The 26,039-nt window shown below is 63.9% G+C and carries 24 protein-coding genes and 1 pseudogene; 16 read left to right on the top strand and 9 right to left on the bottom strand.

Features of this window, described 5'->3' with window-relative positions; genetic code table 11:
- The first annotated feature begins 44 nt into the window (after window positions 1–44).
- The 5 genes from nikR (at window position 45) to K420_RS0105810 (ending at window position 7,313) form a co-directional block, all read left to right on the top strand.
- A complete protein-coding gene (gene nikR, locus K420_RS0105790; protein WP_027457239.1) occupies window positions 45–509 on the top strand; it encodes a nickel-responsive transcriptional regulator NikR in 465 nt (154 codons plus the stop codon).
- Window positions 484–1,842 carry a PAS domain-containing sensor histidine kinase gene (locus tag K420_RS0105795; RefSeq protein WP_027457240.1) on the top strand — a complete coding sequence of 453 codons (1,359 nt, stop codon included), beginning with the start codon at window positions 484–486 and terminating at the stop codon, window positions 1,840–1,842. Before nikR ends, K420_RS0105795 begins: the two co-directional genes overlap by 26 nt.
- A gap of 115 nt (window positions 1,843–1,957) precedes the next feature.
- Window positions 1,958–2,767: a HoxN/HupN/NixA family nickel/cobalt transporter gene (locus K420_RS0105800; RefSeq protein ID WP_027457241.1), complete on the top strand. Its 810-nt coding sequence runs from the start codon at window positions 1,958–1,960 to the stop codon at window positions 2,765–2,767.
- 40 nt (window positions 2,768–2,807) lie between these two features.
- Complete coding sequence (locus K420_RS0105805; RefSeq protein ID WP_027457242.1) at window positions 2,808–4,877, top strand: TonB-dependent receptor; 2,070 nt, start codon at window positions 2,808–2,810, stop codon at window positions 4,875–4,877.
- Between the two features lie 159 nt (window positions 4,878–5,036).
- On the top strand, window positions 5,037–7,313 hold the full coding sequence (locus tag K420_RS0105810) for an NADP-dependent malic enzyme (RefSeq protein ID WP_027457243.1): 2,277 nt from the start codon (window positions 5,037–5,039) through the stop codon (window positions 7,311–7,313).
- A gap of 82 nt (window positions 7,314–7,395) precedes the next feature.
- Here the strand turns inward: K420_RS0105810 and mpl are convergent, their stop codons facing one another.
- A complete protein-coding gene (mpl, locus tag K420_RS0105815) occupies window positions 7,396–8,742 on the bottom strand; it encodes a UDP-N-acetylmuramate:L-alanyl-gamma-D-glutamyl-meso-diaminopimelate ligase (RefSeq protein WP_027457244.1) in 1,347 nt (448 codons plus the stop codon).
- A 50-nt stretch (window positions 8,743–8,792) separates the two neighbouring features.
- On the opposite strand from mpl, the gene K420_RS0105820 reads away from it, so the two are divergent.
- The 9 genes and pseudogenes from K420_RS0105820 to K420_RS20840 all read left to right on the top strand — a co-directional run.
- A complete protein-coding gene (locus K420_RS0105820; protein ID WP_027457245.1) occupies window positions 8,793–9,383 on the top strand; it encodes a hypothetical protein in 591 nt (196 codons plus the stop codon).
- A 39-nt stretch (window positions 9,384–9,422) separates the two neighbouring features.
- Window positions 9,423–9,902 carry a type II 3-dehydroquinate dehydratase gene (gene aroQ / locus K420_RS0105825; RefSeq protein ID WP_027457246.1) on the top strand — a complete coding sequence of 160 codons (480 nt, stop codon included), beginning with the start codon at window positions 9,423–9,425 and terminating at the stop codon, window positions 9,900–9,902.
- Window positions 9,903–9,957: 55 nt separating this feature from the next.
- Window positions 9,958–10,416: an acetyl-CoA carboxylase biotin carboxyl carrier protein gene (accB, locus tag K420_RS0105830; RefSeq protein WP_027457247.1), complete on the top strand. Its 459-nt coding sequence runs from the start codon at window positions 9,958–9,960 to the stop codon at window positions 10,414–10,416.
- 10 nt (window positions 10,417–10,426) lie between these two features.
- A complete protein-coding gene (gene accC / locus K420_RS0105835; RefSeq protein ID WP_027457248.1) occupies window positions 10,427–11,785 on the top strand; it encodes an acetyl-CoA carboxylase biotin carboxylase subunit in 1,359 nt (452 codons plus the stop codon).
- A gap of 3 nt (window positions 11,786–11,788) precedes the next feature.
- A complete protein-coding gene (gene prmA / locus K420_RS0105840; protein WP_027457249.1) occupies window positions 11,789–12,679 on the top strand; it encodes a 50S ribosomal protein L11 methyltransferase in 891 nt (296 codons plus the stop codon).
- Complete coding sequence (locus tag K420_RS0105845) at window positions 12,655–13,812, top strand: DUF3426 domain-containing protein (protein WP_027457250.1); 1,158 nt, start codon at window positions 12,655–12,657, stop codon at window positions 13,810–13,812. Before prmA ends, K420_RS0105845 begins: the two co-directional genes overlap by 25 nt.
- Window positions 13,813–13,818: 6 nt before the next feature.
- Window positions 13,819–14,751: a carbohydrate kinase family protein gene (locus K420_RS0105850; RefSeq protein WP_027457251.1), complete on the top strand. Its 933-nt coding sequence runs from the start codon at window positions 13,819–13,821 to the stop codon at window positions 14,749–14,751.
- Between the two features lie 91 nt (window positions 14,752–14,842).
- A complete protein-coding gene (locus K420_RS0105855; protein ID WP_035854561.1) occupies window positions 14,843–15,604 on the top strand; it encodes a GNAT family N-acetyltransferase in 762 nt (253 codons plus the stop codon).
- Between the two features lie 203 nt (window positions 15,605–15,807).
- A pseudogene (locus K420_RS20840) lies at window positions 15,808–16,125 on the top strand (lysophospholipid acyltransferase family protein); the annotation flags it as partial.
- A gap of 190 nt (window positions 16,126–16,315) precedes the next feature.
- On the opposite strand, the gene K420_RS0105865 reads toward K420_RS20840, so the two are convergent.
- The 4 genes from K420_RS0105865 to K420_RS0105880 are packed head-to-tail and all read right to left on the bottom strand — an operon-like array spanning window position 16,316 to window position 20,791.
- Window positions 16,316–17,146, bottom strand: a complete 831-nt coding sequence (locus K420_RS0105865) for a symmetrical bis(5'-nucleosyl)-tetraphosphatase (protein ID WP_027457254.1) — start codon at window positions 17,144–17,146, stop codon at window positions 16,316–16,318.
- Window positions 17,147–18,970: a glutamine--fructose-6-phosphate transaminase (isomerizing) gene (gene glmS / locus K420_RS0105870; RefSeq protein WP_027457255.1), complete on the bottom strand. Its 1,824-nt coding sequence runs from the start codon at window positions 18,968–18,970 to the stop codon at window positions 17,147–17,149.
- A gap of 9 nt (window positions 18,971–18,979) precedes the next feature.
- On the bottom strand, window positions 18,980–19,987 hold the full coding sequence (locus K420_RS0105875) for an NAD-dependent epimerase (protein ID WP_027457256.1): 1,008 nt from the start codon (window positions 19,985–19,987) through the stop codon (window positions 18,980–18,982).
- 33 nt (window positions 19,988–20,020) lie between these two features.
- Complete coding sequence (locus tag K420_RS0105880) at window positions 20,021–20,791, bottom strand: glycosyltransferase family 2 protein (protein WP_027457257.1); 771 nt, start codon at window positions 20,789–20,791, stop codon at window positions 20,021–20,023.
- Window positions 20,792–20,845: 54 nt separating this feature from the next.
- Here K420_RS0105880 and waaC point away from each other — a divergent pair, with 54 nt between their 5' ends.
- Complete coding sequence (gene waaC / locus K420_RS0105885) at window positions 20,846–21,784, top strand: lipopolysaccharide heptosyltransferase I (RefSeq protein WP_232422737.1); 939 nt, start codon at window positions 20,846–20,848, stop codon at window positions 21,782–21,784.
- A complete protein-coding gene (waaA, locus tag K420_RS0105890) occupies window positions 21,781–23,043 on the top strand; it encodes a lipid IV(A) 3-deoxy-D-manno-octulosonic acid transferase (RefSeq protein ID WP_198293887.1) in 1,263 nt (420 codons plus the stop codon). Before waaC ends, waaA begins: the two co-directional genes overlap by 4 nt.
- Here the strand turns inward: waaA and K420_RS0105895 are convergent.
- The 4 genes from K420_RS0105895 to K420_RS0105910 are packed head-to-tail and all read right to left on the bottom strand — an operon-like array spanning window position 23,009 to window position 26,026.
- The gene (locus K420_RS0105895; protein WP_027457260.1) at window positions 23,009–24,334 is read right to left on the bottom strand and encodes a TolC family outer membrane protein; all 1,326 of its coding nucleotides are present in this window, start codon (window positions 24,332–24,334) and stop codon (window positions 23,009–23,011) included. The genes waaA and K420_RS0105895 overlap by 35 nt on opposite strands.
- Window positions 24,335–24,341: 7 nt before the next feature.
- Entirely contained in the window at window positions 24,342–24,665 is a 324-nt protein-coding gene (locus tag K420_RS0105900; RefSeq protein WP_027457261.1) for a rhodanese-like domain-containing protein, read from the bottom strand.
- Window positions 24,665–25,318 (bottom strand): protein-L-isoaspartate O-methyltransferase family protein, encoded by a 654-nt coding sequence (locus K420_RS0105905; RefSeq protein WP_027457262.1) that lies wholly within the window; start codon window positions 25,316–25,318, stop codon window positions 24,665–24,667. Before K420_RS0105905 ends, K420_RS0105900 begins: the two co-directional genes overlap by 1 nt.
- A gap of 60 nt (window positions 25,319–25,378) precedes the next feature.
- Window positions 25,379–26,026 (bottom strand): TetR/AcrR family transcriptional regulator, encoded by a 648-nt coding sequence (locus K420_RS0105910; RefSeq protein ID WP_027457263.1) that lies wholly within the window; start codon window positions 26,024–26,026, stop codon window positions 25,379–25,381.
- Window positions 26,027–26,039: the final 13 nt, after the last annotated feature.

The raw sequence follows: 26,039 nt of genomic DNA on the forward strand, positions 1-26,039 counted from the left end.
TAGCAGCGCTGAAGCCGTACGTATTTAGCAAGGAGCAAATTTGCATGGAACGTTTCACCATTTCGCTCGATGAGTCGCTCGCCCGGCAGTTCGACCAACTGATCGCCGGGCGTGGCTACAGCAACCGTTCCGAAGCAGTGCGCGACCTGATCCGCGGCGCCATCGAGGGCGACCGGCAACGTGAGACGCCGGCCGGCCACTGCGTCGCCAACCTGTCCTACGTTTACAACCACCACGAGCGCGAACTGGCCGAGCGCCTGACCGGCTTGCAGCACGACCACCACGACCTGACGGTGGCCGCCATGCACACCCATCTTGATCACGACAATTGCCTGGAGACCGTCATCCTCAAGGGCGCAGCGGCCGATGTCCGGCACTTCGCCGATGCGCTGATGGCCGAGCGGGGCGTGCGCCACGGCAAGCTCAATGTCATTGCGCTGGAAGCCGAGCATCACCATGCCCACGACGCGCACGGCGAAGCCCATGTCCACTACCGTCCCGCCCGCTGACGCACCGCCCGACCTGACACCCGATTCACCGCTGCCGCCGGGTGGCGAAACGGCGTGGATCGAGGTCATCCAGAAGATGGACGAGGTCTACAACGACCTCTTGCAGTACGAAGTCGCGCTGGAAGAGAAAAACGCCGCGCTGGAGGAGTCGCACCAGTTCATCGAGAGTGTGCTCGCCTCGATGTCGGACATCCTGATCGTCTGCGACCGCAACGGCAATATCGAGGAGGTCAATCCCTCGCTCCGCCACATCGCCGGCAAGACTGCCGATGAACTCACCCACAAGCCGATCTTCGACCTGTTCGCCGATGAGGGCGAGCGGGCCCGGGCGCGCGACGTCTTCACCCGCCAGGGCCGGCAGGGCGTGCACGATTGCGAATTCTTCCTGCGTGCCGGCGACGGCTCGACGGTGCCGGTGTCGATGAACTGCACGCCGCGCCTGTCGCAGACCGGCAAGCTGATGGGCATGGTGGTCACCGGCCGGCCGGTCGGCGAACTGCGCCGGGCCTATTCGGCGCTGCGCCAGGCGCACGAAGACCTCAAGCGGACCCAGGGCCAGTTGCTGCACGCCGAGAAGATGGTGTCGCTCGGCCGCTTGGTGGCCGGTGTGGCGCACGAACTGAACAACCCGATCAGCTTCGTGCTGGGCAATGTATTGTCCCTGAAGCGCTACGCCAGTCGGCTGGAGAGCTACCTCGGCGCGGTGCACGCCAGCGCGGCGGCCGATGACGGCGCCCTGCAGGCCATGCGCGAGGAGTTGCGCATCGACCGCATCCTGGCCGACATGCCGCACCTGATCGACGGCATGATCGAGGGGGCCGAGCGGACGCGCGACATCGTCGACGCCCTCAAGCGCTTCTCGGCGGTGGACAAGATGACGCCCGAGCAGGTCAACCTGAACGAGGTGGTTGAGCGCTCGGTGCGCTGGGTGGTGCAGAGTGCCTCGGCAAAGTTCGCCGCCGATGTCGACCTGCCGCCCGGCCTGGTCTGCTCCGGCTCTTCCGGCCAGTTGCAGCAGGTCATGATGAACCTCGTGCAGAATGCCTGCGACGCCACGGCTCGCCAGCCGGATGCCCGCCTGACGGTGAGCGGGGGCTACGCCGGGGACATGGTTGTGCTGCGCTTCACCGATAACGGCCCGGGGATCGCCGAGGAAAACCTGGGCCGCCTGTTCGAACCCTTCTTCACCACCAAGCCCGTCGGCCAGGGCACCGGGCTCGGCCTGTCGATCAGCTATGGCATCGTCGAGCGGCACGGTGGCAAGCTGAGGGCGCGCAACCGGCCGCAAGGCGGGGCGGAATTCGAATTGTCACTTCCGGTGGAAAGCCGCTGATCAGTTTTCGCGCTGTTGCGGAATGGCTTGGCGCATGAAATCAAGCCAAACAAGGACTTATTGATCTGGCACGCTCCTTGTATGAAGATGCAGGAAACCTTCATACGAGATGCCCATGGAAGCGCTGCCCACTGACTGGCTGTCCCTGCTGATCCTGACTTTTGTGCTCGGCATGAAGCATGGCTTCGATGCCGACCACCTGGCCACCATCGACGGCCTGACCCGCTACAACGCCCGCTGCCAGCCCGGGTTGGCCCGTTACTGCGGCACCCTGTTCTCGCTCGGCCATGGTGCCGTGGTGATGGCCATCGCGCTGGGGGTTTCCGTTCTGGCCGGGCAGTGGGCGGTGCCGGAGTGGTTCGGCACCTTGGGCGGCGTCATCTCCATTGCCTTCCTCGTCGTCCTGGGCAGCCTGAACCTGTCGGCCGTGCTGCGCGCCGAACCGCATGAGATCGTCCAGCCGATCGGCCTCAAGGGCCGGCTGCTCGGCAATCTGCGCCATGTTTCACACCCCGGCCTGATTGCCCTGGTCGGGTCGCTGTTCGCACTGTCCTTCGACACCCTGTCGCAAGCCGCCTTCTTCGCACTGACCGCCACCCAGTTCGGCGGCTGGCAGCACGCGCTGCTCCTCGCTGTGCTGTTCATGCTCGGCATGCTGCTCACCGACGGCATCAACGGCTTGTGGATCGCCCGCCTGATTGCGCGCGCCGACCAGGTGGCGCTGGTCGCCTCACGCGTCATGGGCCTGGTCGTCTCCGGCGTCAGCCTGCTGGTCGCCGCCTTCGGCGCCGCCAAGATGCTGTCGCCGGCGGTCGATGCGTGGAGCGACGGCAAGGAACTCCTCTTCGGTTTTCTGCTGGTGGTGATCATCGCCGTCAGTTTTCTCGCCGCGGTGCGCCTGACGCGCCGGGTGGTGCCAGCCTAGGTTTTGCGGAGGGATAGCCGGGCAACCGGCTTTTTAAATAATGCAATTAAGAAAAAAATTTATTTGTTCCTATCTGCTGCTGGCAACCGCCAGCGTCGGCGCTCATGAGTCGACCGAATTGTCCGCCGTCGAAGTGCGAGCCAGGGCTGAAAATCTCGAGGGCATCGCCGCCGCCGGCAGTGAGGGTGTGGTCTCCAGTCAGCGGCTGGCCGCCGTGCCCATCCTGCGCCCCGGCGAGGCGCTCGAAATGGTGCCCGGCCTGATCGTCACGCAGCACGCCGGGGACGGCAAGGCCAACCAGTATTTCCTGCGCGGTTTCAATCTGGACCACGGGACCGATTTCGCCACTTTTGTCGGTGGCGTGCCGGTCAACATGCCGACGCATGCCCACGGCCAGGGCTACACCGATCTCAATTTCCTGATTCCCGAACTGGTCGACCGCATCGCCTTCCGCAAGGGGCCCTACTTTGCGGAAGAGGGCGATTTCGCGTCGGCCGGCGCCGCGCATATCGACTATTTCCGCCGGATGGATGCCTCGCTGGCGCAGATCACGCTGGGCGAGAAGGGCTATGCGCGCAGCCTGCTGGCCGGCTCGCCGGAAGTGGGGGGCGGCAATCTGCTGTATGGCCTGGAACTCTTCCATAACGACGGACCGTGGGCGGTGCCCGAGAACTACCGCAAGTTCAGCGGCGTGCTGCGTTACAGCCAGGGGACGCGCAATGACGGTTTTTCGCTGACCGGCATGGCCTACCGGGGCCAATGGACGTCCACTGACCAGATTGCCCAGCGCGCTATCGACAGCGGGCTGGTCGGCCGCTTCGGCACGCTCGATCCGACGACCGGCGGCGAAACCAGCCGCTTCAGCCTGTCCGGGGAGTGGGCCAAACGCTGGGCCAGCGCGCAGACCAAGGCCAACGTCTGGTGGCTCAAGTCCAGTCTCGACCTGTGGTCCAATTTCCAGTATTGCCTGAACGACTACGCCCGGAGCGGCACCTGCGATACCGGCGACCAGTTCAAGCAGGGTGAGCGCCGGCAAGCCGGCGGCTTCGCCCTGTCGCACACCGTATTCGACCGCTGGGGGGCTTTCGAGGTCGAGAACCGTATCGGCCTGCAGGGGCGGATCGACCGCCTGTACCCGGTCGGCCTGTACGCCACCGCGGGGCGGCAGACGGTCGGTACGGTCCGCGAGGACAGGGTCACCCAGCGTAGTCTCGGGTTCTGGGCGCAGAACGAAACGCGATGGACCAGTTGGTTCCGTTCGATCCATGGCTTGCGTGCCGATGCCTACGACTTCGACATCGATGCCAGCCTGGCCAGCAATTCCGGCCGGGCCAGCGACCAGATGGTGACCCCCAAGCTGGCGCTGATCTGGGGCCCGTGGCAAAAGACTGAGCTTTATCTGAACTACGGTCATGGCTTTCATTCGAACGATGCGCGGGGGACGACGATCACGGTCGATCCGGCCGATGGCACGACGCCGGTGCAGCGTGTCAAGCCGCTGGTCCGTACCCGTGGATACGAGATCGGTTTGCGCAGCGAACCGCTCCCTGGCTGGCGATCCACGGTCTCCCTGTGGCAGCTCGATGCCGCTTCCGAATTGCTTTTCGTCGGCGATGCCGGGACCACGGAAGCCTCCCGCCCCTCGCGCCGTCGTGGTGTCGAATGGACGAACCTTTACGTCCTGGCCGACTGGTTGGCGATCGACGCCGATCTCGCCTGGTCGCATGCCCGTTTCCGCGACCACAACCCGGTTGTCGGCGACCATATCCCGGGGGCGGTGACGACAACGGCCAATATTGGCCTGACGCTCGATCATCTCGGGCCATGGTTCGGCGCGCTGCGCTTGCGCTACTTTGGTCCGCGTCCCCTGGTCGAGGACGACTCGGTGCGCTCCCGGGCGTCGGCGCTGACTAACCTGCGGGTCGGCTACAAGATCGACCAGCGGACCCAACTGGCCCTCGACGTCTACAACCTGTTCGACCGCCAGGCAAACGACATCGAGTACTGGTATGACTCGCAGCTGCGCGGCGAGACGGCGGCCAGCTTCGACCGGCATGTCCACCCGACTGAACCGCGTACCTTGCGGCTGACTCTTTCGCATCGGTTCTGAAAGGCGGGTCGGGCGTTCGCTGGCGGCAGCCGCCCGCGGCCACCCCCCATTTACGGATTACACGTAGAGTTCGCTGTAATTCATAATTACGCTTCCCGAGGCTAAACCTTTGGAGTAATCTACAGGGTTTTCCCTATACCCGAACGCCAAGGAGATTTCGTGGAAAAGGATTTGCGCGAAGCCGCACTCGAATACCATCGCTGGCCCACCCCCGGCAAGATTTCCGTCCGCCCGACCAAGGGCCTGACCAACCAGCGCGACCTCGCGCTGGCCTATTCCCCGGGCGTAGCCGCAGCCTGCGATGCAATCGTCGAGGATGAAGCGACGGCCGCGCTGTATACGTCCCGTGCCAACCTGGTCGGCGTCGTCACCAACGGTACCGCCGTGCTCGGCCTCGGCAATATCGGCCCGCTCGCCGCCAAGCCGGTGATGGAGGGCAAGGGCTGCCTGTTCAAGAAATTCGCCGGCATCGACGTCTTCGACATCGAACTGGCCGAGAACGACCCGGACAAGCTGATCGACATGATCGCCGCCATGGAGCCGACGCTCGGCGGCATCAACCTGGAAGACATTAAGGCCCCGGAGTGCTTCTACATCGAGGAGAAGCTCAAGGAACGGATGAACATCCCCGTCTTCCACGACGATCAGCACGGTACCGCGATCATTTCCGCTGCTGCCATGCTCAACGGCCTGAAGGTGGTCGGCAAGAAGATCGACGAGATCAAGGTCGTCTGCTCGGGCGCCGGCGCCGCCGCCATTTCCTGCCTCAACTTGTGGTGCGACCTTGGTGTCAAACGCGAGAACATCACCGTTTGCGACTCCAAGGGCGTCATTTACGTCGGCCGCCCGGGTGGCATGGACGCCACCAAGGCGCGCTACGCCCGGGAAACCGACAAGCGCACGCTGGCTGACGCCATGGTCGGCGCCGACGTTTTCCTCGGCCTGTCCACGGCAGGTGTCGTCAAGCAGGACATGGTCAAGACCATGGCAGCCAAGCCGATGATTTTCGCGCTGGCCAACCCGACGCCGGAAATCATGCCGGAACTGGTCAAGGAGGTCTGCCCGGAGGCGATCATCGCCACCGGTCGCTCCGACTACGTGAACCAGGTCAACAACGTGCTGTGCTTCCCCTTCATCTTCCGCGGTGCGCTCGATGTCGGCGCGACGCGTATCACCGAAGAGATGAAGCTCGCCTCGGTGCGCGCCATCGCCGAGTTGGCCGAGTCCGAAGTTACCGACGAAGTGGCCATGGCCTATCCGGGCCACGTGCTCTCCTTCGGTCCGGAATACCTGATTCCGAAGCCCTTCGATCCGCGTCTGATCGTCAAGATTGCCCCGGCCGTCGCCCGGGCGGCGATGGATTCGGGTGTCGCCACCCGGCCGATCACCGACTGGGACGCCTATCGCGCCAAGCTGTCGGAGTTCGTTTACCACACCGGTATCGGCATGCGCGCCATTTTCCAGGCTGCCCGCCAGGCCCAGGGCAAGCGCATCATCTACGCCGAGGGTGAGGAGGAGCGCGTCCTGCGTGCCGTTCAGGTCGTCGTCGAAGAGAAATTCGCCCGTCCGATCCTGATCGGCCGTCCGGACATCATCGAGCGCCGCCTGGAAAAGGCCAACTTGCGTATCAAGCCGGGGGTCGATTTCGATATCGTCAATCCGGAATCCGATGAGCGCTACCGCGAATGCTGGCAGGCTTACCACAAGCTGATGGTGCGCCGCGGCGTCACCCCGGCCATCGCCAAGGATGCGCTGCGCCGCAAACCGACGGTGATCGGTGCCATGCTCCTCAAGCTCGGCTACGCCGATGGCCTGATCTGCGGCCTGAGCGGCCAGTACAGCCACCACCTTGGCGTCATCCAGAACATCATCGGCAAGCGCAACGGCGTCAATACGATGGCGGCGATGAACTACCTGATGCTGCCCGGCCGTTCGATGTTCATCTGCGACACGCACGTCAATGAGAACCCGGATGCGCAGCAAATCGCCGAAATGACGCTGATGGCCGCCGAGCAGGTCAAGCGTTTCGGCCTGCAGCCGAAGGTCGCGCTGCTGTCCCATTCCAACTTCGGTTCGAGCTCTTCCGAGTCCGCCCGCAAGATGGCGGCGGCGGCCGGCCTGGTCAGTGCACTGTCGGCCGGCGAGTTGGAAGTCGATGGCGAAATGCACGGCGACTCGGCACTGAACGAGGAGATTCGCCGCGAGGCCAATCCGGATTCGCCGCTCAAGGGTGAAGCCAACCTGATGGTCATGCCGAACATCGACGCCGCCAACATTTCCTACAACCTGATCAAGATGACCGGTGGCGAAGGCGTCACCATTGGTCCCATCCTGCTCGGTGCGGCTCGCCCAGTGCATGTGCTGACCGCAACGGCGACCGTTCGCCGCCTGGTTAACATGACGGCCCTGGCGGTCGTGGAGTCGATGGAGCGCTGATCTACGGTGATCCTGCCGTGATCCGGCCAACAAAAAGCCGCCGAAATCCTCGGCGGCTTTTTTATGTCGGCGCGTGCGGGAATCAGTCGGCCAGCGCGTTCAGCAGCTTGCCGTGGATGCCGCCGAAGCCGCCATTGCTCATGACCAGGATATGGTCGCCCGGTCTTGCCGCCAAGGCAACCTGGTCAACCAGGCGGTCCAGATCGTCGTCGACAATGGCCCGCGCGCCCATCGGGGCGAGGGCTTCGCGGGCGTCCCAGCCGAGGTTGGCGGCATAGCAGAAGGCCGTATCGGCCTCGCGCAGGCTGTCCGGCAGTTGCGCCTTCATCGTGCCCAGCTTCATGGTATTGGAACGCGGTTCGAGCACGGCCAGAATGCGCCCCTGGCCCACCTTGCGGCGCAGGCCGGCGACGGTGGTGGCGATGGCGGTCGGGTGATGGGCAAAATCGTCATAGACGGTGATGCCGCGCACCATGCCGCGTACTTCCATGCGCCGTTTGACGTTTTCGAAGCGCGACAAGGCATCCAGGCCCTGAGCCAGCGGCACGCCGACATGACGGGCGGCGAGCAGGGCGGCGCAGGCGTTGGCCCGGTTGTGCTCGCCGGTCAGTTGCCAGCGGGTGCGGCCGATCACGCCGTCCGGTCCGTGCAGGGCGAGTTCGCCGCGCGCATCGTCGCCGCTTGTCCGGTAGCCGGCCGGGTCATTGAAGCGCTCGACCGGGGTCCAGCAGCCGCGCTGCAATACCCGCTCCAGGCTGCTTTCGGCGGCATTGGTGACGATCAGGCCGGATTGGGGCAGGGTGCGCACCAAGTGGTGGAATTGTGTTTCGATGGCAGCGAGATCGCTGAAGATGTCGGCGTGATCGAATTCCAGGTTGTTCAGGATGACGGTCCGCGGCCGGTAATGAACAAACTTGGAGCGCTTGTCGCAGAAAGCGGTGTCGTATTCGTCGGCCTCGATGACGAAGAAGGGGGTGTCGCCAAGACGCGCCGAGACGCCGAAATTCATTGGTACGCCACCGATCAGGAAACCGGGGGCCATGTTGGCATCTTCCAGAATCCAGGCCAGCATCGCGCTGGTGGTCGTCTTGCCATGGGTGCCGGCCACGCCCAGCACCCAACGCCCTTGCAGGACGTTCTCGGCCAGCCATTGCGGGCCGGAAACGTAGGGCAGGCCCTGGTCGAGGATGGCTTCGAGCAGCGGATTGCCGCGCGAAATGGCGTTGCCGATGACGTAGATGTCCGGTTGCAGCGCGGTCTGGTCGGCGGCGAAACCTTCGATCAGTTCGATGCCGGCGCCGCGTAATTGGTCGCTCATCGGTGGATAGACGTTGGCATCGCAACCGGTGACCTTGTGGCCGGCAGCGACGGCCAGTTGTGCAATGCCGCCCATGAAGGTGCCGCAGATGCCCAGAATGTGAATGTGCATGTCACAGAGACCCGTTAGAATGGGGGCGATTCTACCTTGATCGCGTCCCCATGACCCGTCATGAAAGGCAACGCCCGGGCTTCGGCATCCGGGCCAGTATCGCCAGCGCCGCCGCCCGCCTGATGGCCGAGGACGGCATTACCGACTTTCATCTTGCCAAGCGCAAGGCTGCCCGCCAGCTGGGGCTGCCCGAACATACCGCCTTCCCGGACAATGCCGAGGTCGAGGCCGAGCTGCGCGCCTACCGCAGCCTCTACCAGGGTGAAGACCATGCCGAGATGCTGCTCGCCTTGCGCCAGACGGCCCTCGACCTGTTGGAACTGCTGGCGCCGTTCAATCCCTACCTGACTGGCTCGGTGCTCGACGGCACGGCGGGCGAGCACTCGCGTATCGACATCCTGCTGTTTGCCGACAGCGCCAAGGAGGTCGAAATATTCCTGCTCAATCGCGGCATCGATGTCGAGCATGCCGAGCCACGTAGCGAACGGGTCGAAGCTGTCCTCGTTATGGAAACGGACACGGCAGATGCCAATCTTGTTATCATGCCGCCCCATCTCGAAAGAGTCGCCCTCAAGTTCCGCGACGGCCGCCCGCGCGAACGCATCCGCGCCGATGCCCTGCGCCTCCTGCTTGCCGAGTAAACTGGACAAAATGCGCCGATTTGCGGCAAACTTGCTGCCATGACGAAGCGAAAATCCACGTCGAGCCCAGTCGAAAAGCCACGTTTCCTGGTTCTGCACGGTCCCAACCTGAACCTGTTGGGAACGCGCGAGCCGGAGCACTACGGCCGCGTCACGCTGTCCGACATCAACATGGCGCTGGCCCGGATGGCTGAAGCTGCGAGTGTCGAACTGGAAGCGTTCCAGAGCAATCACGAGGGTGCCCTGATCGAGCGTATCCACGCTGCCCGCGAACAGGGCGTGAGCGCGATCATCATCAATCCGGCCGCCTATACGCACACCAGTGTCGCCTTGCGCGATGCGCTGGCGGCGGTGGCCATTCCCTTCGTCGAGGTTCACCTCTCCAATGTGCATGCCCGGGAAGCTTTCCGGCATCACTCCTATTTTTCGGACCTGGCCGTCGGCGTCATTTGCGGGCTGGGTCATCAGGGCTATCTGCTGGCCCTCGAATACCTGCTTAACCAGCTTAATATTGACTAGCCCGGCTGCGGCCGGCGCGCTTGCACCCAACGGGTGCAAAGAAAAGGAGTTTTTCATGGATCTGCGTAAACTGAAGAAACTGATCGACCTCGTTCAGGAATCCGGCATCTCCGAACTGGAAGTGACCGAAGGCGAGGAGAAGGTCCGCATCGCCAAGCATTACGGTGCTGTCGGCGCGGCGCCGATGCAGCAATACATGGTGCCCGCTCCGATGCCGGCCGCCGGTGGCGCTCCGGCGGCTTCCTCGGTCAACCTGGAGGACGAGGACGAACTGCCGGAAGGTCATGTCGTCAAATCGCCGATGGTCGGCACGTTCTACCGCGCACCGTCGCCCGGTGCCGAAGCGTTCGTGCAGGTCGGCCAAGCGGTCAAGCAGGGCGAAACCCTGTGCATCATCGAGGCCATGAAGCTGCTGAACGAAATCGAAGCCGATGCCTCCGGCGTCGTCAAGGCCATCCTTGTCGAGAACGGCGAGCCGGTCGAATTCGGCGAACCGCTGTTCGTGATCGGCTGAGTAGCCCGTCATGTTTGAAAAAGTCCTTATTGCAAATCGAGGAGAGATCGCTCTCCGCGTCCAGCGCGCCTGCCGCGAACTGGGCATCAAGACGGTCGTCGTGCACTCCGAGGCCGATCGCGAAGCCAAGTACGTCAAGCTGGCCGACGAATCGGTCTGTATTGGCCCGGCCGCCTCGGCGCAAAGCTACCTGAACATCCCGGCAATCATTTCGGCGGCCGAAGTGACCGATGCCCAGGCTATCCACCCGGGCTACGGTTTCCTGTCCGAAAATGCCGACTTCGCCGAGCGCGTCGAGACCTCGGGCTTTGTCTTCATCGGCCCGAAGGCCGAAACCATCCGTCTGATGGGTGACAAGGTGTCGGCCAAGGATGCCATGAAGGCGGCCGGCGTGCCCTGTGTGCCCGGGTCCGATGGTGCGTTGCCGGAAGACCCCAAGGAAATCGTCAAGATCGCCCGAGCCGTCGGTTACCCGGTGATCATCAAGGCGGCTGGCGGTGGCGGTGGTCGCGGCATGCGCGTCGTGCATACCGAGGCGGCGCTGGTCAATGCCGTGGCGATGACCCGTCAGGAAGCCGGCCAGTTCTTCGGCAATCCGGCTGTTTACATGGAAAAATTCCTGGAAAACCCGCGTCACGTGGAGATCCAGGTGCTGGCCGACGAATACAAGAATGCCATCTACCTCGGCGAGCGCGATTGCTCCATGCAGCGCCGTCACCAGAAGGTGATCGAGGAAGCACCGGCGCCGCACATTCCGGCCCGCCTGATCTCGCGCATCGGCGAACGTTGTGCCGAAGCCTGCCGCAAGATCGGCTACCGCGGCGCCGGTACGTTTGAATTCCTGTACGAAAACGGCGAGTTCTACTTCATCGAAATGAACACCCGCGTTCAGGTCGAACATCCGGTTTCCGAAATGATCACCGGTGTCGATATCGTGCAGGAGCAGATCCGTGTCGCTGCCGGCGAGAAGCTGCGCTACAAGCAGAAGGACATCGTCTTCCGCGGCCATGCCATCGAATGCCGCATCAACGCCGAAGATCCCTTCACGTTCGTCCCATCTCCCGGCAATATCGAGTTCTATCACCCGCCGGGCGGCCCTGGCATCCGGGTCGATTCGCACATTTACCAGGGCTACCGCGTGCCACCGCATTACGACTCGATGGTCGCCAAGGTTATTTCCTACGGCGATACCCGCGAGCAGGCCATCCGTCGCATGCGCATCGCGCTGTCCGAAATGAGCATCCAGGGCATCAAGACCAACATCCCGCTGCACCAGGAACTGATGCAGGATGCCCGCTTCATCGAGGGCGGCACCAGCATCCATTACCTGGAGCACAAGCTGGCAGACAAGAGCGAGGTCAAGGCGTAAGCCATGGCCTGGCGTAATGTCTGTTTCCTGACCGACGCGTCGCACGCCGAGCCGCTGTGCGACGCCCTGCTCGAAGCCGGTGCGCTGTCGGCGTGCATCGAGGATGCCGATGCCGGCACGCCCGACGAGCAGCCGCAGTTCGGTGAGCCGGGCTCGGTCAATACGCCGGGCTGGACGCATTCCCGGGTCGTCGTGCTGCTCGAGCCGGATGCCGATATCGATGCGGTGCTGGGCGAAGCAATGCAGGCCATCGGTCTGTCCGCCATGCCGGCCTACACCGTCGAGGCGGTGGCCGAACAGAACTGGGTCCAGCTGACCCAGTCGCAATTCGATCCGATCCGTATTTCAGAGCGCCTGTGGATCGTCCCGTCCTGGCATGAATCGCCCGATCCGTCGGCGATCAATCTGATTCTCGATCCGGGCATGGCTTTTGGCACCGGCTCGCATCCAACGACACGCCTCTGCCTCGAATGGCTGGAGCGCAACGTCAGCGCCGGTTGCTCGGTGCTCGATTACGGCTGTGGTTCCGGCATCCTGGCCATCGCCGCGGCGAAGCTGGGGGCCGGCCGGGTGGCCGGGGTCGATATCGACCCGCAGGCCGTCGAGGCGGCCAATGCCAATGCCGAACGGAATGGTGTCGTGGCGCAGTTCGCCGATTCGGCGGCGCCGGTTGCCGGTGAGTACGATGTTGTCGTCGCCAACATTCTTTCCAACCCGCTACGCGTGCTGGCGCCGGCCATCTGCGCCCATGTCCGCCCGGGCGGCCGGCTGGCGTTGTCCGGCATCCTGCGCGAGCAGGCGGAAGAAATCATCGCCATCTACGCCCAGTGGTTGCCGCTGCAGGTGGCTGACGTGCGCGAGGATTGGGTATGTCTGGCGGGAACCCGGCCCTGATGCGTACCCGTTGCCCGGAATGCGCCACCGTATTCCGGGTGACCTCCGAACAACTGCGGCGCAAGGCCGGCAAGGTGCGTTGCGGCCATTGCCAGGCCGTTTTCAACGCTTTCGATCACTGGCAGGCTGAGAGCCGTGAAGAGAGCCCGCCGGTCGTCACGCCGCTGGCTGACGAATCCGCACTGCCGGAACCGCTTCCGTTCGAGGTGTCTGGCATGCCAGATTCCCCGGAAATCGCTGCCATCGAATTCGACCCGGCGGCCACCATTGTGGCCAGCCCGGAGAGTTTCCCGCAGGAAGATCTGCTTGAGGCGCTCCCCGCCGTCGCTGCGCCAGCACCGGACGAGGCCGGTGCTTTCCCGCTGGAGCCGGCTGCGCGGCCGTCGGCCGAGGCGCGGGAAATGGACGCTCAACTGCCAGAGGCTCGCTTCGACGCCGCCGAGACCTTGATTGCCGCACCCCGCCCGGATGTTCAGCCCTACACCGGGCAACTGCCTGCTGCAGTCGAAAATCCGCCGGGCGCCGATGAAACACCCGAGCAGTCCGCCCAGGCCGCTCGCGAAGCCGGTTTGGTCGCGGCGCGCGAACTGGCTGACACGGCGGCCTACAACCGTTGGGCGGCCGGCACCCTGGCCAGCGATGGTCGTGGCGTGTTCGATGGCGAGGAGTCGCGTCGGGCGCGCTGGCCTTTCGTGCTCGTCGCCGTCTTGCTCCTCCTGGCGCTGGTGGCTCAGATCCTGCTGCATTTCCGTACCGACATCGTTCTCCGCCTGCCGTCGCTGGCGGCGACTTATGAAGCGCTGGGCATCGACCTTCCCTTGCCGAGAAACCCGGCCTTGGTGTCGATCGAGACCTCCGACCTGCAATCTGACACGGCGCGCGGCCTGTTCGTGCTACAGGCGACGCTGAAGAACCGCGCTGCCCATGCCCAGGCCTGGCCAGCACTGGAGTTGAGTCTGACGGACACCAACGATGCCGTCGTCGCCCGTCGCGTCATGTACGCGGCTGAGTACCTGCCACCCGGCACCACGTCCGATGCCTTCCCGCCCAATGTCGATGTCGCCGTCCGCCTGTGGATCGAGGCGAAGGGGCTCGGGGCCTCGGGTTACCGCCTCTACATTTTCTATCCCTGAATCATCATGACTACGCTCATTTGCGGCTCGCTGGCCTACGACAACATCATGGTCTTCGCCGACCGTTTCAAGAATCACATCCTGCCCGAGCAGATCCACATCCTGAACGTCGCCTTCCTGGTACCGGAAATGCGCCGCGAGTTCGGTGGCTGTGCCGGCAATATCGCGTACAACCTGATGTTGCTCGGGGGGAATGCGACGATCATGGCGACCGTTGGCGATGACGCCGGCCCCTATCTGGATCGCCTGGACAAACTGGGCCTGACCCGCAGCCATGTCCGCCAGGTGCCGGGCAGTTTCACCGCTCAGGCCTTCATCACCACCGATCTTGACGACAACCAGATCACCGCGTTCCACCCGGGTGCGATGAGCTTTTCGCACCTCAATAAAGTGGAAACGGCCAATGCCCGTCTCGGCATCGTCGCGCCCGACGGCCGCGAGGGCATGATGCAGCACGCCCGCGATTTTGCCGCGGCCGGCGTGCCCTTCATCTTCGATCCGGGCCAGGGCATGCCGATGTTCAACGGCGACGAACTGCTCGATTTCATGCGCCTGGCCGACTACGCCTGCTTCAACGATTACGAAGCCAAACTGCTCTGCGACCGTACCGGCCGCAGCCTCGAACAACTGGCCGTTGAAGTGAAAGCACTGATCGTCACGCGCGGTGGCGAGGGGTCGCAGATTCACGCCGATGGTCGGCGTTACGACATTCCCTGTGTCCAGGCCGAGCAGATCGTTGACCCGACCGGCTGTGGCGATGCCTACCGGGCAGGCTTGCTCTATGGCATCGCTAGCGGCTACGACTGGGAGAGGACGGGCCGTCTGGCCGCCGTGATGGGCGCCATCAAGATTGCCTGCCGGGGGGGCCAGAATCACCAGCCGAGCCGGGAAGAGATCGGCGAGCGCTACCGCCAGGCCTTCGGGGTGCTGCCTTGGTAGGCTCGGCGTGAAATACAGGTGTCATCTGCAGGCAACTGACGTGTAACAACGCTGCTCCAGACTTGTTCTCCAGGAATCCAAGGAGAACAAGATGGAACAAGTCGAGAAGATTGCCGGGCGGAGCCGCCCGGAAAAGAAGAGCCTGGCGGTTGGTCTTGCCCGCAGCCCGGGCGATATTCTGGATGCCCAGCGCCTGCGTTACCGCGTTTTCGCCGGCGAAATGGGCGCCAACCTGCCGAGCCGGACGCCGGGTGTCGATCACGACATCTACGATCCCTATTGCGAGCATCTGGTGGTGCGTGACACGCAAAGCGGCGAGATTGTCGGGACCTATCGCATCCTGCCGCCGGAAAATGCCCGCCAGATCGGCTATTACTCGGAAAACGAGTTCGACCTCACCCGTTTGCAGCACCTGCGTTCCCGACTGGTCGAAATCGGCCGTTCCTGCGTTCATCCCGATTACCGCACGGGCGGCACGATCACCCTGCTCTGGTCCGGCCTGGCGCAATACATGACGGAGCGCGGCTACGACTACCTGATGGGCTGTGCCTCGATCAGCATGGCGGACGGCGGCCATGCCGCGGCCAGTCTGTATAATCGCCTGGCTGCCGATCACCTGGGGCCGCAGGAGTATCGCGTCTTTCCGCGTTGTCCGCTGCCGCTGGCTGCCCTGCAGCAGGATCGCCCGGCCGAAGTGCCGCCGCTGATCAAGGGTTACCTGCGCGCCGGGGCCTGGATTTGCGGCGAACCAGCCTGGGATCCCGATTTCAACACGGCCGACCTGCCCATCCTGATGCCGATGGCCAAGGTTTCCGGTCGTTACGCCAAGCACTATCTCGGACAAGAAGCCTGAACCAGACCTACTTCCTCGTTCGCGCCTTCCGTTGCCTGCGACTGGCCCTGCTGATCCTCTGCGGGGCCATCGTCGCCTTGACGCTGTTCCGCATTTGCGGCGACCGGCGGCGCCTGTTGCTCAAGCAGACCTGGTCGGCCGCGATCCTCGATGCGCTGGGGATCGAGCTGGAAGCCGACCTGACACACGCCGTACCCGGTGCCTTGCTGGTTGCCAACCACATCTCATGGGTGGATATCTTCGTCATCAATGCCGCACTGCCGTCGGCTTTCGTGTCGAAGGAAGAGGTGCGGCGCTGGCCGGTGATCGGCTGGCTGGCCGCCAAGAACGACACGGTCTTTCTGCGCCGTGGCAGCCGGGGCCACGCCCGAATCATCAACGAACAGATTGCCGGGATACTCGCCCAGGGCAAGCATGTGGCGGTCTTTCCGGAAGGGACGACGAGCGATGGCCGTTGCCTGCTGCACTTCCACGCCGCGCTGTTACAACCGGCGCTGGCGGCCGGCCGGCCGGTGCTGCCGGTGGCGCTCTCCTATTGGGAACTCGACGGTCAACGCAGCCTGGCGCCGCGCTACGACGGGGATATTTCGCTGGGTCAATGCACGCGTACCATCCTGCAGCGCCGGCGGTTGATTGCCCGGCTGGTGACCACCCCGTTGCGGGGTACGGCGGATGAAGACCGGCGCATCGTCGCGGCGCAGGCCCGCGAGGCTATCGCTTTAGCGGCAGGGCTTCCGTTGGTGAGCAATCCACCTGGAACACCTGGCGATCTTCCAGGCGAACCGCCGTCAGGTGGCCACCCCACAGACAACCCGAGTCGAGCGCCAGCAATTTCGGCGTGATCTTGAGGCCGAGCGCCGACCAGTGCCCGGTGACGAGGACCGAATCGGCGTACTGCCGGTTGGGGAGTTCGAACCACGGCAGGTGACCCCGCGGGGCGTTCGACAGCTTGCCTTTGGCCTTGAACTCCATGGTGCCATCCAGTGTACAGAAGCGCATCCGGGTCATCGCATTGACGATGACCCGCAGGCGAGGCCAACCGCTGAGTTCATCCGACCAGGCCGCCGGTTCGCTGCCCCAGAGATTCTGGACGAATGCGCGGAAATCCGGTCCCTGCAACGCAGTTTCCACTTCCCGTGCGAGTTCGCGGGCGCGTGCCGCTGTCCATTGCGGCAAGAGGCCGGCATGAACCAGGCAGTACTCGCCCTCGGTGTGACAGAGGGGCTGATGGCGCAGCCAGTCGAGCAATTCGGCACAATCGGGTGCGTCGAAAATATCCTGCAGCGTATCGTCCTTGCCGCGAAACTTCGCACCGCCCTCGGCCACCATCAGCAGATAGAGATCGTGGTTGCCGAGCACGGTCAGCGCTGAGCGGCCGAAGGATTTGATCAGGCGCAGCGTTTCCAGCGACTTCGGACCGCGATTGACCAGGTCGCCGACCAGCCACAGGCGATCTTGGGCGGGATCGAAGGCGCATTTCTCCAGGAGCCGCTGCAGCGAGTCGTAGCAGCCCTGGATGTCGCCGATCGCGTAAGTGGCCACTTACTCTACCGTCACCGATTTGGCCAGGTTGCGCGGCTTGTCCACATCGGTGCCCTTGACCAGGGCAGCGTGGTAAGACAGCAACTGAAGCGGAATGACGTGCAGGATGGGCGACAGCTCGCCGTAGTGCTCGGGCAGGCGCAGGATATGCACGCCTTCCGACTCGGGGATTTCCGAATCCGCATCGGCAAAGACATACAGTTCGCCGCCCCGCGCCTGGACTTCCTTGAGGTTGGATTTCAGCTTGTCGAGCAACTGGTCGTTGGGGGCCACCGAGATGACCGGCATGTTGGCGTCGACCAAGGCGAGCGGGCCGTGCTTCAGTTCGCCGGCCGGGTAGGCTTCGGCGTGGATGTAGGAGATTTCCTTGAGCTTCAGCGCACCTTCGAGGGCGATCGGGTAGTGCCGGCCGCGACCGAGGAAGAGCGCGTGGTGCTTGTCGGCAAAGCGCTTGGCCCAGACTTCGATGGCGTCTTCCAGTTCCAGCACCTTGTTGACCGCGACTGGCAGGTGGCGCAACTGGTCGATGAAGGTGCTTTCCTGTTCCGGCGCCAGGCGACCCTTGACCTTGGCCATGACCAAGGTGAGCAGGAAGAGGGCGGCGAGCTGGGTGGTGAAGGCCTTGGTCGAGGCGACGCCGATTTCCGGGCCCGCCCGGGTGATGAAGCGCAGTGCAGATTCACGGACGATGGCCGATTCCGGCACGTTGCAGATGGCCAGGGTCTTTGGCTGGCCCAGTTCCTTGGCGTGGCGCAGGGCGGCCAGGGTGTCGGCGGTTTCGCCGGATTGCGAGATGGCGACGATCAGCTGGCGCGGATTGGGCACCGAGACCCGATAGCGGTATTCGCTGGCGATCTCGACGGCGCACGGCACGCCGGCTATGGCCTCCAGCCAATAGCGGGCGGTATAGCCCGAATGGGCGCTGGTGCCACAGGCGAGGATCAGGATCGAGTCGACACCGGCCAGCAACTGGCCGGCATCGGCGCCGAAAATGCCCGGCTGGATGGTCTTGCTGCCGCCGACGATTTCCAGCGTGTTGGCCAGGGCGTCGGGTTGCTCGAAGATTTCCTTCTGCATGTAGTGGCGGAAGGTGCCGAGCTCGACAGCCGCGGCCGAAAGTTGCGAAACATGGATCGGGCGCTCGACCGGCGTGCCGTCAAGGCGAGCGATACGCACCTTGTCGGCAGTCAGTTCGGCGACGTCACCGTTTTCCAGATAGACCATGTTGCGGGTCACCTGGAGCAGGGCGGACGCATCGGACGCCGCGTAGTTGCCGGTGTCGGACACACCGAGCAACAGGGGCGAGCCTTCGCGGGCGACGACGATTCGGCCGGGTTGGCTGTGGTCAATCACGGCAATGGCGTAGGCGCCAACCAGACGCTGGCAGGCGAGACGGACAGCCTGGAACAGGTCGGGTTCGTCCTGGAGCGTGGCCTGGACGAGATGGGCGATGCTCTCGGTGTCGGTGTCCGACGTGAAGACGTAGCCTTGGGCGCTCAGTTCCTGGCGCAGGCTTTCGTAGTTTTCGATGATGCCGTTATGGACGACCGCGATAGCGCCGGATACGTGTGGGTGGGCATTGCGTTCGCAAGGGATGCCGTGGGTGGCCCAGCGGGTGTGGGCGATGCCGGTCGGTGAGTGGGTGGCGGCCGAGGCGGATTCCAGTTCGGCGACCCGGCCGACGGAACGAACCCGTTCGATGCCATTCTGGCCAATGACCGCCAGGCCAGCCGAGTCGTAACCGCGATATTCGAGCTTTTTCAGTCCTTCAACCAGGACGGGGACGATGTTGCTGCCGGCTGCTGCCGCGACGATGCCGCACATAGCTGTTCCTTATACCTTGTAGTAATCGCGATACCAGGCGATGAAACGCGTGACGCCGTCCTGTACGGTCGTGCCGGGGACGAAACCGACCCAGTCGTTGAGCAGGTCGGTGTTGGCGTAGGTTGCCGGTACGTCGCCATCTTGCAGTGGCAGCAGGCGTTTTTCCGCCTTCCTGCCAAGTGCGGATTCAATCGCGCCGATGAAGTCGAGGAGTTGTACCGGATTGTTGTTGCCGATATTGAATACCCGGTAGGGGGCATTGCTGGTCGCCGGATCGGCCGTAACCGGGTCGTACGCCGGGTTGGCGGCCGCATTGCGGTCGAGCACGCGGATGACGCCTTCGACGATGTCGTCCACGTAGGTGAAGTCGCGCTGCATGTTGCCGTGGTTGAAGACGTCGATCGGTCGGCCTTCTAGGATGGCCTTGGTGAACAGGAAGAGCGCCATGTCCGGCCGGCCCCACGGGCCATAGACGGTGAAAAAGCGCAGGCCGGTCGTCGGCAGACCGTAGAGGTGGCTGTAGGTATGGGCCATCAGCTCGTTGGCCTTCTTCGTCGCGGCATACAGGCTGACCGGGTGGTCGACGCTATCGTGCTCGGAGAAGGGCATCCGGGTGTTGCCACCGTAGACGCTGGAACTGGAGGCATAGACCAAGTGCTGGACCCGGTGGTGACGGCAACCTTCGAGGATGTGGATGAAGCCGACCAGGTTGCTGTCGACGTAGGCGTGCGGGTTCTGGATCGAGTAGCGAACGCCGGCCTGGGCGGCCAGGTGGATGACCTTGTCGAATTGCTCGGCGGCGAACAGGGCTTCCATGCCGGCGCGGTCGCCGACATCGAGCTTGACGAAGCGGAAGTTGGCATGGCCGGTCAGCCTGGCGAGACGCGCTTCCTTGAGGCTGACTTCGTAGTAGTCGTTCAGGTTGTCGAGGCCAACCACTTCGTCACCCCGGGCCAGCAGGCGAAGGGAGGTGGTCATGCCGATGAAGCCGGCGGCGCCGGTAACGAGAATTTTCAAGGGTTTTCTCTCGGGGTGAAGGTTAACGGGATTCTACCGCAGTGCACTATCGGTACGCTGCCGCTCCAGCATCTTGGCATATTTCAGGAAGCTGTTCATGCAGCCGATGGCAATATGGATCAGGCCCGGCAGGCCATCACGGAAGCCTTGCCGGAGCAGGTAGAACTTGATGAAGCGGACGATGGGGCTGAAGACGAGGCGCCCGAACGAGCTGCGTTTGCCGGCCTCCCAGGCCATATCGGCGGCCAGCGAGGTGTAGCGGTTCTGCTTGGTCAGGTAGGCAGCGAGGGTTTCTGCCGAGTCGTGCAGCAGGTCACCCGGCAGGGTGCCGACGCTGGCTTGGCTGACAACCTTTTCATGCACGGCATCGTCCGACCAGCGCGCCTGTCGCCGGTCGAACAGGCGCAGCGACCAATCCGGATAGCCTTCGCCGTACTTCAGGTAGCGGCCGAGGAAGCGGTTGCAGCGGGCGAAGCGATAGGCGCCGGTCGCCGGCTGTTGCAGGGTGCTTTCGATGGCGGCCTGCAACTCGGGCGAAACGCGCTCGTCGGCGTCCAGGCACAACACCCAGTCGTGTTTGGCTGCCTCCACGGCAAACTGTTTCTGAGGGCCGAAGCCGAGCCAGGGCTGTGCGATGACTCGGGCGCCGCAGCGCTCGGCCAGTTCCTGCGTGCCGTCCGTACTGCCCGAATCGACAACGACGATTTCATCGGCGAAATGCACACTCCGCAGGCAAGCTTCCAGTTGCGCAGCGGCGTTGAGGGTGATGATCGCGACGGAGAGCGGTTGGCGCGTGGCGGGCATTTATAATTGCGGCTTCGAAAGCCGTGATTTTATCCGCCGATGCGCATCTTGCTCGTGAAAACTTCCTCGCTCGGCGATGTCATCCACAACCTGCCGGTGGTCAGCGATATCCGGCGCCATTTTCCCGATGCCGAGATCGACTGGTGTGTCGAAGAGAGCTTTGTCGCCATTCCCCGGCTGCATCCGGCGGTGCGGCAGGTCATTCCGGTCGCCATTCGGCGCTGGCGCAAGAAGCTGCTGCGGGGCGCAACCTGGCGGGAAATCGCCGCCTTTCGCCGGCAGATTGCCGCCGTCCAGTACGATGCGGTGATCGACACCCAGGGGCTGCTGAAAAGCGCCCTGCTTGCCCGGCAGGCTCGTGGCCTGCATTTTGGTTACGCCGCCGATTCGGCGCGCGAGCCGCTCGCGGCACGGTTCTACGACCGCCATTGTCACGTCGCCCGCGACCTGCATGCCGTCCTGCGTAATCGTCGGCTGGCTGCTGACGCCCTGGGGTATGCGGCGGAGAACGCGGTGGACTACGGTATAACGGCATCCCCAGGCACCTTCAGCTGGCTGCCGCATCGTCCGTATGTCGTTTTTCTGACCGCGACCAGCCGTGACGACAAGCTGTGGCCGGAATCGTACTGGCTGTTCCTCGGTGAGCGCCTTAACAGTCTTGGTTTCAGCGTCGTGCTGCCGGGGGGGAGCGCGGTCGAGCGCGAGCGGGCGGCGCGCCTCGCGGCAGCGATCCCGGGGGCCGTCGCGGCACCGCCGATGGGCATCGCCGACCTGGCTTCGCTGCTGGCCGGTGCCCGGGCTGCCGTTGGTGTCGATACCGGCCTGACCCATCTGGCTGTGGCACTTGGCCTTCCGACGGTGGCACTCTATACGGCAACCGATCCGGGGCTGACCGGTGTGCTGGGCCCTGGCTTCTTCTGCAATCTGGGCGGCAAGGCTCAGGTACCGGCGCCGGACGCCGTGCTCGGCGAATTACAGGCGGTGCTCGCCTGATGGCGCGTTTGGCCTATTCCCTGCTGCTTTACCTGATCACGCCGCTGATCGGATTGCGCCTGCTGTGGCGCGGCCGCAAGCAGCCGGAGTATTTGCACAACCTGGGAGAGCGTTACGGTTTCTACCCGCCAAGGGTGCCAGAAAAACTGATCTGGGTGCATGCCGTATCGGTCGGCGAAACCCGCGCCGCCCAACCGCTCATTGAGGGCTTGCTCACCCGCTGGCCGGCGCATCGCATCCTGCTCACCGGCATGACGCCGACCGGCCGGGCAGCGGGACGCGAAGTCTATGGCGATCGCGTGATCCAGGCCTATCTGCCCTACGACTATCCCGGTGCAGTGGCGCGTTTCTTCCGCCATTTCCGGCCCGCTTTTGGTGTGCTGATGGAAACCGAGATCTGGCCCAACCTGTTGCATGGCGCCCGCCGGGCCGGTGTGCCGGTGATGCTGGCCAATGCCCGCCTGTCGGCTCGCTCGGCGCGTGGCTACGGGCGCTTCAGTGGTTTGCTCGGCCCGGCCTTTGCCGCCCTGTCCGGCGTGGCCGCGCAGACAGCCGACGATGCTGAACGCCTGGCCGGCCTGGGAGCGAGCCCCGTCGCCGTCTGCGGCAACCTGAAATTTGATGTTCAGCCGTCAGCTGAAAAAATTGAACTAGGCCGGCAGTGGCGGCAGGCGGTCGGGTCCCGCCCGGTCTGGCTGGCAGCGAGCACCCGCGAAGGCGAGGAGGCGCTGATTCTTTCGGCCTGGCGCCAGGTAAACGTGCCGCGTGCCCTGCTCGTTCTCGTGCCGCGCCATCCGCAGCGCTTTGACGAGGTAACGTCTTTGCTGCAACAGGCGGGGCTGCCGGCCACGCGCCGTAGCCAGGCGATGCCGGGCGAGGACACGGTAGTCTGGCTGGGCGACAGTATGGGCGAAATGGCGGCTTACTACAGTCTGGCCGATCTCGCCTTCGTCGGCGGCAGCCTGCTGCCGCTGGGCGGGCAGAACCTGATCGAGGCGGCGGCCTGCGAATGTCCGGTGCTGGTCGGGCCTCACACCTTCAATTTCCTGCAGGCCACCGAGGATGCGATTGCGGCGGGGGCGGCGCAGCGCGTGGCTGATGCCGATGAACTGGGTCGTCAGGTCGATGCCTTGCTGGGGGATAGCGGCCGCTTGGCTGCCATGCGCCGGTCGGCCGGGGAGTTCGCCCGCGCCCATCAGGGGGCGGCGGGGCGCATGCTGGACCTTATCGAACGGTGGACGGATCGAGCAGAGCGTTGATCTGGGCCACGTCGTCGTCGCTCAGTGCACCGGTCGAAGCCTTCAGGCGCAATTGCGCCATCAGCGTGTCGAAGGTGGCTTTGGCGAGGTCGCGGCGGGTGACGTAAACCTGGTTTTCGGCATTCAGCACATCGATATTGATCCGCACGCCGACTTCATAACCCAGCTTGTTCGACTCGAGTGCCGACTGCGAGGACACCAGTGCCGCTTTCAGTGCCTTGACCTGGGCCAGGCCATTGACCACGCCGAGGTAATATTGACGGGCACCCAGGGCGGCATTGCGCTTGGCGGTTTCCAGTCCCGATTCGGCGGCAGCCCGGTTGGCACTCGCTTCGCGCTGGCGGGAGGCCGTCAGGCCACCGGAAAAGAGGGGAATGTTCAGTTGCAGGCCGGCATTCTGGTAGTCGGTATCCACGCTGCTGCGCGAGAAGCTGTTGTAGGCCTTGGAATGGCCATAGTTGGCCACGACGTCGAGGGTCGGGTAATGCCCGGCCCGTTGCTTGTCGACTTCGCGGGCGGCAATGCTGGCGTTGTATTGCTGGACCTGCACGTTCAGGCTGCCGCTTTCGGCGGCGGCGACCCAGTCGTTCATGCTGCTCGGTTGCGGCGGGGTTAGTTCGGCCGACTTGCGCAACTGGGCGAGTGCGCCGGGCTCCTGGCCGATGATGGCCTGCAGGGCGCGCAGCTTGACGTCCAGATCGCTTTCGGCTGCGATTTCCTGAGCGCTGGCCAGATCGAAGCGGGCCTGCGCTTCGTGGGTGTCGGTGATGGTCGAGGTGCCGACCTCGAAACTCTTCTTGGCCAGTTCGAGTTGCTGGGCAATGGCTTGTTTGTTCGCCTTGACCGCCGCGACATTTTCCTGCGCGTAGAGCACGTCAAAATAGGCTTGGGCGACGCGCAGGATCAGATCCTGGCGGGCCAGACCGAAATTCGCTTCGGCTTGGGCCACCTGCATTTTCGACTGGTCATAGGCGATCCAGTTCTGCCAGCGGAAGAGCGGCTGCGACAGGGTCAACTGGTAGCCGTTCGAGTTGTAGTTTGGGGAAAACGTCGGACTGCCCTGGGCAGAAATTTCGTTCTTGTTCCACACCGTGTTCCCCGAGAGATTCAGGCTGGGCAATAGACCGGCGCGCGCCTGCGGCTGCTTCTCCTGGCCGGCTTCCAGCGTGGCCCGGGCGGCAGCGAAGGTCGCGTCGTTGGCTTGCGCCTCGCGATAGACCTGCATCAGGTCGGCGGCGCAAAGCGGGGATGCGAGCAAGGGGGAGACGAGCAGCCAAGCGAGTTTTTTCATGCCATCCTCAGTAACGACGCATAGTGGGATCGACCTCTGCGGCCCAGGCCTCGACGCCACCCATCAGGTTGTGCACCGAGCGGAAGCCCTTGCGCTCGAGAAACATCGCGACCTGCATGCTGCGACCGCCGTGGTGGCAGATCACCACCACGTCGCGGTTCGGGTCGATGTCGTCGCAGCGTACCGGGACCAGATGCATCGGGATGTGCTGGGTTCCCGCCAGTTGGCAGAGGTCCACTTCCCAGGGTTCGCGCACATCAAGCAGGACAGGGTCGGGACGGTTGTCGTCGGCCAGCCATTCAGCGAGTTGTCGTGCGCGAATCTGTTGCATCAGAAGGAGAATTGGTCCTTGGCGCCAGCGCCGTCGAGCGCCGGAATGACGGTCTCGAACAGGTTGACAGTGTTGTAGGCGTTCTCGGCCGTACGCGTGATCAGCTGGGCTTCCATGACGGGCGCCTCGCCAACGATGATGGCCAGGCGGCCGCCAACGCGCAGTTGCTTGAGCAGGGCGGGTGGAACGACGGGAACGGAGCCGGAGAGGACAATGGCATCGTACGGGCCGCGATGCGACCAGCCATCGATGCCGTCGCCGACTTCGACGGTGACGTTGGAGATGCCGGCGCGTTGCAGGTTAGCCTGCGCGGCGGCAGCGATTTCCGGGCGGATTTCGATGCTGACCACATGTTCGGCGCGGGAGGCCAGCAGGGCGGCCATATAGCCGCTGCCGGTGCCGATCTCGAGAACCTTGTCGGTTTTCTTGATGCCGAGTTCCTGCATCAGCTTTGCTTCAATCTTTGGCGCCAGCATGACCTGGCCGCTGCCCAGCGGAATTTCCATGTCGGCGAAAGCCAGGTTGCGATAGGCAGCCGGGGTGAAGTCCTCGCGCTTGACGACGAAAAGCAGGTCGAGAACCTCCTGATCCAGAACCTCCCAGGGCCGGATCTGCTGTTCGATCATGTTGAAGCGGGCTTGCTCGATGTTCATGTGGGTCTCCGCAGGCATAATATTAGCACAAGCTAATATATTGATTCCGACAAATCAAAATTATACCCGACTCTCCCCGGCGTTCTGGCGCAAACCTTGGCGCAGGATGTTCATGTGAATCTGCAGGTAAAGCTGCGGATCGCTGTCGTCGCCGGCACAGCAGCTCATCGAAAAACGCCAGATCAGCAGCATCAGCAGGGGGGCGATGACGACGTCGATGGTCGTTTCGACATCCATCTCGCGAAACTCGCCGCTTGCCATGCCGCGCCGCAGGGCGCTGCCGACCAGGGCGCGGCCGCGGTTGATGACGTTTTCGACGTAGTAGCGGCCGAGTTCGGGGAAATTCCGCGCCTCGGCGACCATCAGCTTGGGGATGCCGGCGAAGGCGGTCTGGCCGATCTTGGTCCACCAGTTGGCGAGCAGTATTTCCATCAGGTCGAAACTGCTGCCGGTGTGCTGGGCGGCGATGGCCTCGTTCTCGGCGATGACCGGCACGATGCCTTCCTGGATCACCGCCTTGAACAGGGCTTCCTTGTTCTCGTAATACAGATACAGCGTGCCCTTCGATACGCCGGCCCGGCGCGCGACATCTTCCAGGCGGGTGGCGGCAAAGCCTCGCTCGACGAATAAATCTAGCGCTGCGGCGAGAAGCTCCGAGGGGCGGGCTTCCTTGCGGCGCTTGCGCGGAGTGGATGGGGGCGGCGGCATGGGTAATTTAATG

The organism is Dechloromonas agitata is5, assembly GCF_000519045.1.
In the GTDB taxonomy this organism is placed as follows: Bacteria; Pseudomonadota; Gammaproteobacteria; order Burkholderiales; family Rhodocyclaceae; genus Azonexus; species Azonexus agitatus.